Origin of the sequence: Corynebacterium sp. HMSC035E02 (assembly GCF_001836065.1) — a bacterium.
Classification (GTDB): domain Bacteria; phylum Actinomycetota; class Actinomycetes; order Mycobacteriales; family Mycobacteriaceae; genus Corynebacterium; species Corynebacterium hiratae.
In genome coordinates this window covers 18,148-30,586 of sequence record NZ_KV827342.1, presented here as the reverse complement: position 1 = coordinate 30,586, position 12,439 = coordinate 18,148, and the positions used below count along the sequence as shown (strand labels likewise).

At 59.8% G+C, this 12,439-nt stretch carries 11 protein-coding genes; 7 read left to right on the top strand and 4 right to left on the bottom strand.

Annotated elements, in window-relative coordinates:
* The 5 genes from HMPREF2635_RS13510 to tgt all read left to right on the top strand — a co-directional run.
* On the top strand, positions 1-242 hold a 242-nt coding region (locus HMPREF2635_RS13510; protein ID WP_210385879.1), incomplete at its 5' end, for a hypothetical protein.
* A gap of 101 nt (positions 243-343) precedes the next feature.
* On the top strand, positions 344-1,594 hold the full coding sequence (locus tag HMPREF2635_RS06920) for an MFS transporter (RefSeq protein ID WP_070509697.1): 1,251 nt from the start codon (positions 344-346) through the stop codon (positions 1,592-1,594).
* Between the two features lie 145 nt (positions 1,595-1,739).
* Positions 1,740-2,243 (top strand): hypothetical protein, encoded by a 504-nt coding sequence (locus tag HMPREF2635_RS13275; protein ID WP_141745879.1) that lies wholly within the window; start codon positions 1,740-1,742, stop codon positions 2,241-2,243.
* A 346-nt stretch (positions 2,244-2,589) separates the two neighbouring features.
* On the top strand, positions 2,590-5,022 hold the full coding sequence (locus tag HMPREF2635_RS06915) for an MMPL family transporter (protein WP_070821471.1): 2,433 nt from the start codon (positions 2,590-2,592) through the stop codon (positions 5,020-5,022).
* 6 nt (positions 5,023-5,028) lie between these two features.
* Entirely contained in the window at positions 5,029-6,312 is a 1,284-nt protein-coding gene (gene tgt / locus HMPREF2635_RS06910; RefSeq protein ID WP_070821470.1) for a tRNA guanosine(34) transglycosylase Tgt, read from the top strand.
* On the opposite strand, the gene HMPREF2635_RS06905 is transcribed toward tgt, so the two are convergent.
* From HMPREF2635_RS06905 to HMPREF2635_RS06890, 4 genes are all read right to left on the bottom strand, one after another.
* Complete coding sequence (locus HMPREF2635_RS06905; RefSeq protein ID WP_070821469.1) at positions 6,300-7,034, bottom strand: sortase family protein; 735 nt, start codon at positions 7,032-7,034, stop codon at positions 6,300-6,302. The two genes, tgt and HMPREF2635_RS06905, sit on opposite strands and share 13 nt — an antisense overlap.
* The gene (locus tag HMPREF2635_RS06900) at positions 7,027-7,311 is read right to left on the bottom strand and encodes a type II toxin-antitoxin system RelE family toxin (RefSeq protein ID WP_046648850.1); all 285 of its coding nucleotides are present in this window, start codon (positions 7,309-7,311) and stop codon (positions 7,027-7,029) included. Before HMPREF2635_RS06900 ends, HMPREF2635_RS06905 begins: the two co-directional genes overlap by 8 nt.
* 2 nt (positions 7,312-7,313) lie before the next feature.
* A complete protein-coding gene (relB, locus tag HMPREF2635_RS06895) occupies positions 7,314-7,523 on the bottom strand; it encodes a type II toxin-antitoxin system RelB family antitoxin (protein WP_042528872.1) in 210 nt (69 codons plus the stop codon).
* A gap of 118 nt (positions 7,524-7,641) precedes the next feature.
* Complete coding sequence (locus HMPREF2635_RS06890; protein ID WP_070546933.1) at positions 7,642-8,376, bottom strand: queuosine precursor transporter; 735 nt, start codon at positions 8,374-8,376, stop codon at positions 7,642-7,644.
* A 434-nt stretch (positions 8,377-8,810) separates the two neighbouring features.
* Between HMPREF2635_RS06890 and HMPREF2635_RS13645 the strand changes: the two genes are divergently transcribed.
* Together HMPREF2635_RS13645 and HMPREF2635_RS06880 are read left to right on the top strand one after the other, a co-directional pair.
* Positions 8,811-9,458 carry a hypothetical protein gene (locus HMPREF2635_RS13645; RefSeq protein ID WP_232745250.1) on the top strand — a complete coding sequence of 216 codons (648 nt, stop codon included), beginning with the start codon at positions 8,811-8,813 and terminating at the stop codon, positions 9,456-9,458.
* Positions 9,458-12,424, top strand: a complete 2,967-nt coding sequence (locus HMPREF2635_RS06880; protein WP_070546930.1) for a VWA domain-containing protein — start codon at positions 9,458-9,460, stop codon at positions 12,422-12,424. Before HMPREF2635_RS13645 ends, HMPREF2635_RS06880 begins: the two co-directional genes overlap by 1 nt.
* Positions 12,425-12,439 lie beyond the last annotated feature (15 nt).

Here is a 12,439-nt window from a genome sequence, read left to right as displayed (position 1 = left end):
CCGTGTCCAAAAACTCCATAGACATCACACTCTTAGCTCTGGGGTGCCGGTCTTTTTGTGTTTTAGAAGCTGGCCCGGCCTCTATCAACATCTCTTTGGAAATCCAGCGCGGCCTGGCGCGCCTCGGGGTCGTGGTCTTCCGTACGTTTGTGAATCCGTCGGTTCATCATGCCTGCTGGGATGGCAATGAGAAGGATGGCCGCGACGGCAACGATGACGAAAGTGGACATGGGGTCTCCTAGAGCACTTCAGGGGTTAAAACTTTGACTGGACAGGGGGGATGTATTCTGGCTCTCTATAGATCAATACTATGAAGTGTAACACATATAAAATGTTGAGGTTGATGAATAGTCTTTCTTTTAAAGCTACGTTCTCGCTCGTCTTCGCAGCCGCTGTCGTTTCCGGGTTAGGTGACGGCCTCATCCCGATTGCTTTTGCGCTTCAGGCACACCGAGTAGATCCGTCGGGGCGCGGCTTGACGGTGGTGCTTATCGCACTGTGGGCGGGCCGTTTCCTTAGTTCTTTAGTGGTCCGAAAGCTGCCGCCACCTCACCGGCCGGTGACCTGGATTCTGGGTAGTGATGTCGTTCGGATGTTGGCGCAGTGGGGACCCGTGGCGTGGGTGGTGGCTCGCGGCGATTCCATTGCTGCGTTCGCGCTCTCAAGCTGCGTGTACGGTTGTGCCTCGTCATTCTTTGGGCCAGCAAGGTTTAGTCTCTTGTCGCAGCTGTTTTCCGATGAGCAGCGCACCCGCGTCAATGGAACCCTGTCGATGCTCGGTGATGTGCTGTTTATCGCCGGCCCACTCATCGGTACAGCGGCAGTGCTCACCTTGGGATTCAACACGGTATTGCTTATCGACGGCGCCACTTTCCTCGTGGCCATGCTCTTTGTTCTTCCGTTTCTCTCAGTGCGCAGGGAACCAGCAGGCGAAAGCTCTAATGTCGCAGCGGCTGAACCAGAACCGGACAGCGCAGGTTCATCGAGCCCGAACAAGCCTCTTGCGGCCCCAACACTCCCGAGCTGGGTGCGGGTAGGGCTCGGCACTTGGCTGGTCGCGGCAATTGTCAACGGCTTCCTGGGAAGTGCTGGACCTACATGGATTATGAATACTTTCGACGAAAAGTCGTGGGGGTTTATGGCAACTGCGCTTGCGGTCGGTTCGCTGATTGGCTCAGCCGCAACAATTCTGAAGGCATTAGATCGGGTGCGTTTTGGCACCTTGCAAATTCTGATGCTGATTCTTCTGGCCGGGCAGATCCTGGCTTTGGCATTCTCCTCTGTCTTCGTGCTCATCGCCGCAGTTGGTGCTGCTGCGTCCTTGTTGATGACTGCGGCAGGCATTGCGTGGGATTCTCTCGGGCAGTCTTTGGGAGATGATGATCTGGTGCATCAGTTCGCAACAAAGGATCAGCTGGTCTTTACCGCCGGTACCCCGCTTGGAATGATTCTTTTCGCGGCGCTTTCTTCTCAGCCTGGTGTTGCGGCGGTTGCCTTGGCAGCTGCGTTGGTGGTTGCAGCTGTTGCGTCGTCCCTGCCTGTGGCGCGTTCGCCGCGTACGGCAGATATAGCTGAGGGTGCTGTTCCTTTGTAATGAAGTAAGTACGCATCGCAAGGGTGCAATTGGCCAGTTTGCCTACAACATCACGGCTCTCGGGCAGAGGCCTTCAGGTGAGTGGAGTTTCCAAAGTAGGCGCTACACATGTAAATCTGGGGTCTGTCTCTACCAAGGATGTGACGTGTTAGAAGTTGAACTATTTGCCTGGGCATTAACCGATGCAAAGACCGTCGATGAAATTCGATTGAATCTTGAGAAGGTGGGGACTTTCTCAGAAAAAGAATTATCCGATATACCAGCACTTGGTTTAACCTCCCTGATTGGGCGGTACACATTTGATTCTGCTCAAGAACTAGTACTGCCTGGTGAGATTGCACAATGGCGACGCGCATCGCGCACCGATGAATTTGATGATGCGATCAAACGCCTAAGCGCAGATCCCTGTGCCTTCGTTTTGTCGGTGTTAAACCAGCCGGACAGAGCGAATGGCGAGTTCGCGGCGGCGGTGCATTTAGGAGTAACCAAACGCGTCGGAAAGGCTGCAGCACAGATCTGGGCCGGGATGTTCTGTAGAGCAGGAATACAGCAGCTTCTCCGAGAAGGAGAGGATTGGAAAGTGCATCCAACTGCGGTCTTCGGGGACTCTCCTAGGACTGCCTATATACCGCTTCGTAGAAAACTTTGACCACCTAGAGTCCATTTATCAACTGCGCCGGAAGGTCATTATTCTGCGGTGTCATGGTTGATGACGGCGAAACCCCTCAACAACATGGATTTGAGAGTATGCCGAAAGCTTTCCTGGACGAACTCAAGCGTCGTGTGTCGATACGGTTGTCCTACTTAGTAAGAGCCGGGAATAGGTCGCCTGTGAATACGGGGTGTCTGCCGCAGTCTTTCAACCACGAGCTGGTGCTTATCTAGGTGCACGATGTCGTTAGGGCTTCACAGCCCAACTGGTTAAACTGGTGCACATTCGTGTCCACCACCAAAGCTTCCGCGAGCAATAATCGCGCATGTGAAGGGGAATTTCCGTGGCAAAGCTGCTCTACCACCTAGGCCGCTGGTCTTACATCAACCGATGGAAGGTCATCATCGCCTGGATCTTCATCGTGGCGGCCGCGGGTGGAGCAACCTTGAGCTTGATGAAGCCGATGACCACGGAGTACTCCATCAGCGGCACGCCCGCTATTGATGCCACCCGCCGCGCGGTGGAGCTCTTCCCGGAAAATGGTAATCCGGCAAATGCGCCGTCGGTTAACCTCGTCTTCAAGGCCCCGGAAGGGCAGAAGCTCAGCGATCCGCATAATAAAGAAGCGGTCGAGGACGTGGTGCACCACATTGCTGAAGGCCTTGATATCCCGGAGGGCAGCCAGCAGCGTTGGGGCAACCCGCTTGAGGTATCGCCAGCACTTCAGCAGCAGGTCATTGAGCAGTTCACCTCCATGGGTTTGCCGGAGGAGACCGCGCGGGCGGATGCCGATAACCTGGCCATGGTCAATGCTGATGAGACCATCGCTTACACCACCTTCGACTTCGATGCGGAAAGCCCCTATTCGGTGGACCCCGCGGATAAAGACGTGGTCCATGAGGCCATGGATATCGGCCGCGCGGCGGGGCTGGAAGTAGAGGCTGGCGGCGCGGGCTTCGGTGATGAGATCCAGGTCAATTCGATTTCTGAGGTCATCGGCCTAGCCGTGGCGTTTATCGTCCTCATTATTACTTTTGGTTCGCTGGCCTCCGCGGGCATGCCGCTTATCTCCGCGGTCGTGGGCGTGGGCCTGGGCGCGATGGGCGTCATGATTGCTACCCACTGGATGGAGCTCAACAACCTCACCCCGGTGCTGGCCGTCATGATTGGCCTGGCCGTGGGCATCGACTATGCGCTGTTCATCATGTCGCGCTACCGGCAGGAGCGCTCCCGCATGGACGGACCGGATGCCGCCGGCATGGCCGTTGGCACGGCGGGTTCCTCGGTGGTCTTTGCCGGCGCGACGGTCTTCATCGCGCTCTTTGCGCTACTCGTGGCGCGCATTAGCTTCTTGACGGCGATGGGGCTGGCCGCTGCGGGTACGGTCTTCATGGCCGTGCTTGTGGCGCTGACCTTGGTGCCCGCGATGCTGGGGCTGCTCGGTGATAAGGCCTTTGCTGGGCGTATCCCCGGCGTGGCCGGCAACCCCACGAAGCGCCGCCCGCGCCGCACGAAGCCAACGATGGGTAACCGTTGGGTGCGCACGGTGCAGCGTGCCCCGGGCATCGTCATGGCGCTGGTGGTGCTCGGCCTGGGTGCTTTGACGGCCCCGGTCCTGCACATGGAGCTGGCTTTGCCGGCGGATACCACGTCCAACCCGGATACCACCCAGCGCAAGGCAGCGGACCTGCTCTCCGAGGGCTTCGGCCCCGGCATCAATGGTCCCTTCCTGGTGATCGTGGATGGCGCCAACGCCAACCCGGATTCCGCAGCATTGCAGCCCTATATCCAGGGCCAGGAGGGTGAAGAAGATGAGCAGAAGAAGGCTGCGCTGTCCTCCTTCATCTATTCCGTGCAGCGCCTCAACCAGGTGGGCGGCGTCAAGCACGCCCAGTTGGTGGGCGTGAGCCAGGATATGAAGGCCGCGCAGATCATGGTCAGCCCCACCACTGCACCAACGGATGAGGCCACGGTTGGTACCGCTTCTGCCTTGCGCACCGCCGGCGCGGAGCTGGAGGATGCCACCGGTGCCGAGATCGGAATGACGGGTCTGACCGCCGTACAGCTCGACATCACCGAGCGTCTTGAGGGGGCCATGGGGCCATACCTCGCCATTGTGGTGGGGCTGGCCATCTTCCTGCTGCTGGCTGTATTCCGCTCCATCTTGGTGCCGTTGGTGGCGGGCTTAGGCTTCCTGCTCTCCGTCGGTGGCGCCTTCGGCCTGACCGTGCTTGTGTGGCAGGACGGCTTCACCGGCTTGGTGCCAGCACCCGGACCGCTGATTTCCTTCATGCCCATCTTCCTCATCGGCGTGACCTTCGGCCTGGCCATGGATTACCAGGTCTTCCTGGTCACCCGCATGCGCGAGCACTTCTCCCGCTTCCCGCAGGGCAGCGGCGGGAAGTACAGCAAGTACAACGCTAATGATGAGGCCACCATCGCCGGCTTTACTGCCGGTGCCCGCGTGGTCACCGCTGCGGCCATCATCATGATTTCCGTCTTCGTGGCCTTTATCAGCCAGCCCCTGCCCTTCATCCAGATCTTCGGCTTCGCGCTGGCGGCGGGCGTGCTTTTTGACGCCTTCCTAGTCCGCATGTCGCTTGTCCCCGCCACCATGTTCCTCATGGGGCACACCACCTGGTGGATGCCGAAATGGCTGGACAAGTTGATTCCGCAGCTGGACATCGAGGGCACCGCACTGGAAGAGGAATGGGAGCGCAAACACGCGGCAGCATCCCGTGAAGCAGAGGATAAGGCAGCGCAGCCCGTAGAATAGTTCCCTATGACTCACCCTAAGCCGCAGCTGGAGACCGACCTTTCCTTCGACGTGAAGAAGGAGCTGGACTTAGGCGGTCCAGCACAACCGGGAAAGCACGGCCGCACCGGTGTTATCCATACCCCGCACGGTGACATCCAAACCCCGGCGTTTATTCCGGTGGCCACCAAGGCCACGGTGAAGACGCTGACCCCGGAGCAGATTCGCCTGACCGGCGCCCAAGCCATTTTGTCCAACGCCTACCACCTTTATCTGCAGCCGGGCCACGACATCGTGGACGAGGCCGGCGGCGTGGCTACCTTCGAGAACTGGCATGGGCCGACCTATACCGACTCGGGCGGATTCCAAGTCATGTCCCTCGGCGTGGGTTTCAAAAAGGTCCTCGCCATGGACGTGGCGGAGCTGACGGACTCCGATATCCGTGCGGCCAAGAAAGAGCGCATGGCGCACGTGGATGAGGACGGTGTGGATTTCAAGTCCTTCATCGACGGCTCCACGCACCGCTTCACCCCGGAGGTCTCCATGCAGATCCAGCATGGCTTGGGTGCGGACATTATGTTTGCCTTCGATGAGCTCACCACGCTCGTTGATACCCGCACTTACCAGGAGGAGTCTGTCGAGCGCACGCGCCGCTGGGCGCAGCGCTGCCTGGATGAGCACGATCGCTTGACACTTGCCCGTGGCCCGCAGAAGCCGCGCCAGTCCCTGTGGGGAGTGGTGCAGGGTGCGCAATACGAGGACCTGCGCCGACAGGCTGCACGCGGGCTCGTGGAGCTCTCCGATCGCGCCGAAGCGAATGGCCGGCGCGGCTTCGGTGGCTTCGGCATCGGTGGTGCTTTAGAAAAGGAAAATCTGGGCACGATTGTGGGCTGGGTGTGCGATGAATTGCCCGTCGATAAGCCCCGGCACCTGCTGGGTATCTCTGAACCGGATGACATCTTTACCGCCGTTGAGGCTGGTGCCGATACTTTCGACTGCGTGGCGCCGACCCGCCTGGCGCGCCGCGGTGGCGTCTACACCCTCGACGGACGCATGAACCTCACTAATGCGCGCTTCAAGCGCGACTTTTCTGGTGTGGACGAGGAGTTTGGCGGTTACGTCTCGGAGAACTACTCCCGCGCCTACATCCACCACTTGCTCAAGGCCAAGGAATTCCTGGCCGGCACGCTGTGCACCATGCACAACCTAGAGTTCATGATCCGCCTGGTGGATAACATTCGGGAGTCCATCGACGGCGGCTATTACGAGGCATACCGCGATGAATTTATGGGGCGCTATTACGCCAAGTGACCAGTGACGATGACGTTGTACTCCAAGTCAGTGGTGCCGTCTACCGCACAGGCGATGAGTACGATGCGCCCGGGAACCTCGGTATTCATCAGGTCCGCGTCGCTTCCTAGTTGTTCCTTATCAACTAGGAAGGCGTTATCCACGATCCACTCGCGCCCGGCACCGCCCTCGGAGGTCATGCGGATGTGGGAGCCGTTGAGGATGGGCGTCGTAAAGCGCTGCACCTCGACGCCGTCGAGGCTCTCCACGGTGGTGGGGTTGCTCAGATCGACGTCGGCGGTGACCACCTCGGAGAAGGGGTTGAATACCAGTTTCTGCTGGCCCCAGGCATGGCCCAACACGTAGGTGGTGCCCTGCTCCGCCGTGGCGGGGGACTCGCCCCAGTCTTGTACCCATCGCACCATGGTCTCCTGCGGACCGGCCGGGTTGAGGGGCACGACGAAGGGCATCGAATCATAGGTCGCGCCCGTGATGGTGGCTGGGCCATCCATCTCAAACGTGCCGGTCAGAGCGGGTGCTGGGCCTTGGTTGAGCGGGGGAGGGGTGGTGCTGGGTGCTGCGCTTGACGACGCCTCACTGCTCACCGCCGTCGTTTCCGGTGCCGCGTGGCTCGTCGTTTCAGACGACGTGGTGACTTCCTCTGTACCCGAGCATGCCGCAAGGTTGAAGGCTGTAGCCAGGCCAAGGATGGGGAGGAGGGAACCTCGTAGATGCTTATGCATCGTAGATGTCCTTCCGGTGGCCAATAGCGAATACCTCAATCGTTACTTTCTGGTCGTGGATGTACGCCAGAATGCGGTAAGAACCGACCCGATAGCGCCATTCACCTGAACGGTTTGAAGTCAATCCTTTTCCGAGAGCTCGAGGGTCTTCGCAGCCCTCGAGGTTCTTTTGGATCCACGTCACGATGATTCGCGCATCGAATCGGTCAAACTTCTTTAGCTGTTTCCGGGCTTTCGAAGTGAATTCGACGTGATATGAAGTGATTCCCTCCGACATCTTTAGAGATCCTCGAGGACCTCATCAAGGCTAAACCGTTCGCCAGAATCTTCTGCCATTGCTGCGCGCAGTTCCTGAAGGTCGTAGTAGTCTTCGACCCGTTCTAAAAGTGCTGCTCGGGCAAAATCAGATATCGTCCGGCCTTCAAAGGCGGCTAAATTCCGAACGAGTTCCGCGTCGTTATCATCCATGCGAATTGTCAAAGTAGCCATATTTCCTCCTTAACCATCGTGAATACATTGTATTCATTGGGGCAAGTGAAGGGAAGAGTGAAAAGTCCCCCTCAGCACAGTGCGTGCTAAGGGGGTGAAAGATCGGGGCGGGTCGCTGCTACTTAGACGGCGCTGACGTAGGGGTGTCGGCCTCGTCGATAGGCACGTAGTCCTCGCGGCGCTTGACCCAAGAGATAACCAGCGTGGTCAGTGGAAGCATGATGACCTCGCAGGCGGTCTTCCACAAGAAGCCCACGATGACGTAGTTCAGGAAGCCGCTGAAGGAATCGATACCGATGACAGGCGCTGCGATGGCGCAGAACAGCAGGGTATCGCCGAATTCGCCGACGACGGTGGAAGCAACAAGGCGGGCGATGAGGCCCTTCTCGCCCGAGCGGGCCTTCATCTTCACCAGGGTGAAGGAATTGAGCAGCTGGCCCACGACGTAGCCGACGAGGGAAGCCAGCAGGATCTGCGGAACCAGGCCGAGCGTGGCGGCGAAGGCTTCCTGGCCTTCGTAAAAATCAGCCGCGGGCAGCCAGATTGCAATATAAAAGGAAACTGCGGCTAGAAGCGCCATGGCGAAACCGATGTACACGGCTCGGCGGGTGGACTTGAAGCCATAGCATTCAGAGAGAACGTCGCCCACGATGTAGGCGATGGGGAAGAGGAAGAAGGCGCCATCGGTGATAAGCGGGCCGAGCTGGACGCCCTTCGTGGCGTTGATGTTCGAGATGAGGAAGGTAACGACGAACACCGCGACCAGCCACGGGTACAAAGTGGAATGTACCGGGATGAATCGGATGCTCTCGCCACCCTTTGCGGTGGTTGCGGTTGCCGATTGAGTTGTCATGGAACAGCATCTTTCCACGAAACTGGGGGAAGCAGAAATGAGGAAATTGATTCCCGTCAGGCGGGGAGTGCTCCCATTCCACCTCGTTCCTTAAGAAAGAGCAGTTGAGCTGGCCCTTCCCGGGAGGCGGTTTCGGTAGAGCGCCCATAAAGATCTGTGAAGTGGGCAGAAAAAACGCTCCTAGTGTGGCATTCTTTTGCTTGCAGTGTTTTCGTGTTCCCTGCACGTTTCCTGTCTGCTGTGCCACGGCGCGCTCGAAGAGATTCGGGCGCGTTCGAATTTCGGGGCCGCTGAAGGGCAGGCTGTGTCAGGGGGTACGGCTACCTTGGTTTTAGTCCTTAAGCCTCCGGCTGGTCTTTTGTCTTCTGCGCCTTTCGATGGAGCAGGTAGAGGCTAGTCGGCGGCATAACTTCGCATTAGGGAAGGTCATTGATATGACGTTTGGTTCCCCAGGCTCGTCACCACAGTTCGGCGGGCGCCCGCCACAGGGGGCTCCCCAGCCAGGCACAGGGTCCGGAAACAGTTCTGGCTCTGGGTTTGGCGCGCCCGGTGGACCTGGCGGCTTCGGTGGCTTTGGCGCACCGAATCCTGCGCAGAACCCCGTACAGAAGCCTTCCTCGGGTTCTGGGTTTGGCCAAGGCTCCGATTCGGGGGCCGGTGGCTCCTTCGGCGCGCCGGGCTCGCCGGATGGCTTCGGCCAGTCCTCCCCGGCGCCGGACTACCGCCGCCAGGTGGCAACACCGACAGGCCCCACGAAGGGACCGTGGCCGCTTCTCATCGCAGCGGGCGTATCTGCGGTCATTGCGCTGATTCTGTTGATTGTCGCCCCGCTCGTGGCTGCCCCGACGCAGGTCCTGTTCTTTGGCCTGGCTATTGGCGGTTGGCTGCTGGCTGGAATTGTGTCCTTTATTCTCTTGGGTATCTATACGCTGCGGAACACGCAGCGCCAGGCTGAGACGTTTTATGTAGAGGACACCACGCAAACTTTGCTGTACCGCCTCATCATGGGCGGAAGTTTTGTCCTTGTCATTGTCGCTGCGGTGGAAATCGCCTTCTACGTAGGAAAGGCGGTTGGCGTCTAATGAAGAAGCTCACTCGTGTACTTGCCCTGTCCGCGGCGATGGCACTCGCCGGATTCGGCGGCAGTTTGGGAGCGGTGGCGCAGGAGCCTCCGGCTCCAGATGCCCCCGCGCCGGAGGCTCCTGCACCAGAGGCCCCGGAAGCCCAGCCGGAAGAACATAACGGGGAGAACCCAGAAGACCACGGCGGGGAGAATCAGCCGCCACAGGAGCACGTTGAGGGAATCGGCTCCGAGTCCGCGCTTTCTGAAGTCTCGCAAAAGAACCTCTCTGATTTTGGCTCCTGCATCGCCAGCGAAAAATCTGCGGACCTGTTGTTCGTTCTTGACCAGTCAGCCTCGTTGGTGGGCTATGAGGGGTCGAAGCCGACGGATGCTGATTTCTTCCGCGTTGACGCCACGGCGGACATCGTCAAGCAGCTGGCCAACCTCGGGGAGGACAATGGCGCAGACATCAACGTCAAGCTCGCCGGTTTCGGCTCCGAGTACTACAGCGATCCAGCTGACTATGGCGGGTGGACCAATGTCTCCGGCAACGGGGATGCTCTCAAAGGCGAACTGGACAAGTTCCGACAGGAGGACCGTGTTGCGGATCTAGAGACCAACTATGGCGCGGCCTACAAGGGAGCACTCAAGGAACTGGCTTCCCACCAGGGCAGCAGCTGCCGCGCCATCGTGTTCTTTACCGATGGCAAGTACTACACGGATGCCGAGGCTCACGATCTCCAGGGAGCGCAGGACAAGCTCTGTGAGGTAAATTCCTCTGTCACCGCGTTCCGCAACTCCAATATCCGCCTCTTTAACGTGGGCCTCGTGCCGGCTGCGGAAGCACAAGATCAGGTCCGCCAGCTCACCCGCATGGCGGAGGGCGAAGACTGCGGCCAGGGCGCTCCCAACGGTGCTTTCTTCGACGCGGGTGAGGATCCAGCGGCGCTGTTCGCTGCCTTCCGTAACCTCATCCCCACCTCGGGTGGTGTGACCAAGGAGGGAAACCTCAAGGACCAATTCGATTTCGTCCTCGATAACTCCGTGTCCCCAGTGCGATTGTCGGCGGTGCCGAAGAGCTCGGTTGGGGAAGGAGAGCTCATCCCTACCTTGACTGGGCCCGATGGTGAAACCGTTGAGCTCAAGCCTGATACCACTCACGTAGCCGGCGCGAAGGTCTCCGTGACGGAGAACAGCAAGCTTCCAGGCATGGTTGATATCGCGATGGAGAAGGACGGCGACCCCTGGGCAGGCGCCTGGACTTTTGGCTACAAGGTGGCTGAGGGAACTGATGGCGAGTACCTCGCGTCCGTCGTTATGGTGCCGGGCCTCAACCTAGACCTCAAGACGGAAGACGGCTCCAAGGTGGAAGGCGGCATCAACTCGGACCAGGTCCTGAAGGGGCAGTTGGTCGATGGCCAGGGCGAGCCGCGCACGCTGGAGGGCGAAGGTACCCTCCACGCCGAGTTCGTACCGGAGGATGGTTCCCCGGTCACCCTCGTGGACAATGCGCCCATCACGGATGGGCAGCCAGTCGACATTCCGCTGGACCAAGTGGAAAACGCGGCATCCGGTCAGCTGGTGACGCGCGTGGAGATCACCACCAAGGGCACCGATGAGCGTCCAGGCTCGAAGCTGGATCCCATCAACGCGGAAACGCCGCTGACCGTTACCCCGGTTAATATGCCGACGGTGGGCTCGGCGCAGACGATCACCATGACGGAGAAAGAAATTACCGTCGATGTCCCCGTGACCGGTCCCGGCAAGGTCTGGGTAGCAGACCAGACTGTGGATTCCGCTGACGGCATGCTTCCCGCAGGAGTACCTTCCGTTTCCGTGAGCTCCAAGCACAACTCTGAGGATTCCGCGCTGGAGCTTTCCAAGGATGAGAAAACGACCATCCCGGTGACGGTGAGCGTTGAGGAGATGGCGGATGGCCCGCTGCGCGTGGAGCCGGTGATTAACCTGCAGTCGGCTGAGGATAACCAACAGCTGGAGCTACCGCTGACGCTGCAGGGCTCCATGAGCGCGCCATTGAACAAGTCCGCGTTCGGTCTGTCCTTCGTCCTTGCGGTTGTGCTCGCGTTGCTGATCCCCCTGGGAATTCTGTACTTGATGAAGTGGATTAGCGGCCGCATTCCGGAGAAGCCGCGCATGTTTGCGAAGACCATCCCGGTCAAGCGCGATGGCGCGAACCTCATACGCACCGATAATGGCCGCCCATTTGCGGTGTCCAAGGACGAGTTCCAAGGTGCCGTTCCAGTGGAGACCTCTGCACGTTCTGTTCGCCTGGGTGGCAACGACGCCAAGGTAAAGATGGGCCTGAGCCCCTTTACCGCCGCCCACGTGGAGGTTCAGCGCGATGGCACTATCTCCAGTAAGGGCAAGAAGTCCGGATATCGCGCAGTGCTGCCACTTGCTGTGCAGAACACGTGGTTCTTCGTGGGCAACGCGAAGGACCGCAACTCCGGAGAGATCGTCCTGACTGTCGATACGTTGGCGCAGGCCAGCGCGTACGACGAGATGTCCAAGGAGATCAGCCGCCAGGCCCTGCAGCTCTTCGACCAAGTGGAATTCCCCGCCGAGAAGTCACAGTCGCAGGCACCGCCGCAGACGCCGCCGCAGGCGGGCCAGCCTGGCCCGCAGCCGCCGAATGCCCCGCAGAGCGGACCACACCCTGGCCAACCACCTACGCCGCAGCGCGGCCCGCAGAGTGCTCCCCGCAATGGTGCGCAGCAGCAACCGCCGCAGCACGGAGGCTTTGGGCCGTCCCAGCCATCCGGTCCACCGAATCACGGCCAGCCAGGGCCCACAGGCGGGCCAGGGCGCCCCGGCTTTGGCAGTGGCCCCAACGTTGGTGGCGGATCCAGCTTCGGTGGAGGCCCCGGTTTCGGCCAGCCAGGCCAGCAGCGACCGAACAATCCTGGTAACCCTGGTAACAATGGCGGCTGGCCCCCTAGCCCGGGATTCGGCTCCCAGGGCTAAGCCGGTTGAGCAGCA

Coding starts and splice junctions, on each gene's coding strand:
- HMPREF2635_RS06880 (WP_070546930.1), top strand. CDS start 9,458: ATGAAGAAGCTCACTCGTGTACTTGCCCTGTCCGCGGCGATGGCACTC.
- HMPREF2635_RS06920 (WP_070509697.1), top strand. CDS start 344: ATGAATAGTCTTTCTTTTAAAGCTACGTTCTCGCTCGTCTTCGCAGCC.
- HMPREF2635_RS13645 (WP_232745250.1), top strand. CDS start 8,811: ATGACGTTTGGTTCCCCAGGCTCGTCACCACAGTTCGGCGGGCGCCCG.
- tgt (WP_070821470.1), top strand. CDS start 5,029: ATGACTCACCCTAAGCCGCAGCTGGAGACCGACCTTTCCTTCGACGTG.
- relB (WP_042528872.1), bottom strand. CDS start 7,523: ATGGCTACTTTGACAATTCGCATGGATGATAACGACGCGGAACTCGTT.
- HMPREF2635_RS06905 (WP_070821469.1), bottom strand. CDS start 7,034: ATGCATAAGCATCTACGAGGTTCCCTCCTCCCCATCCTTGGCCTGGCT.
- HMPREF2635_RS06890 (WP_070546933.1), bottom strand. CDS start 8,376: ATGACAACTCAATCGGCAACCGCAACCACCGCAAAGGGTGGCGAGAGC.
- HMPREF2635_RS06900 (WP_046648850.1), bottom strand. CDS start 7,311: ATGTCGGAGGGAATCACTTCATATCACGTCGAATTCACTTCGAAAGCC.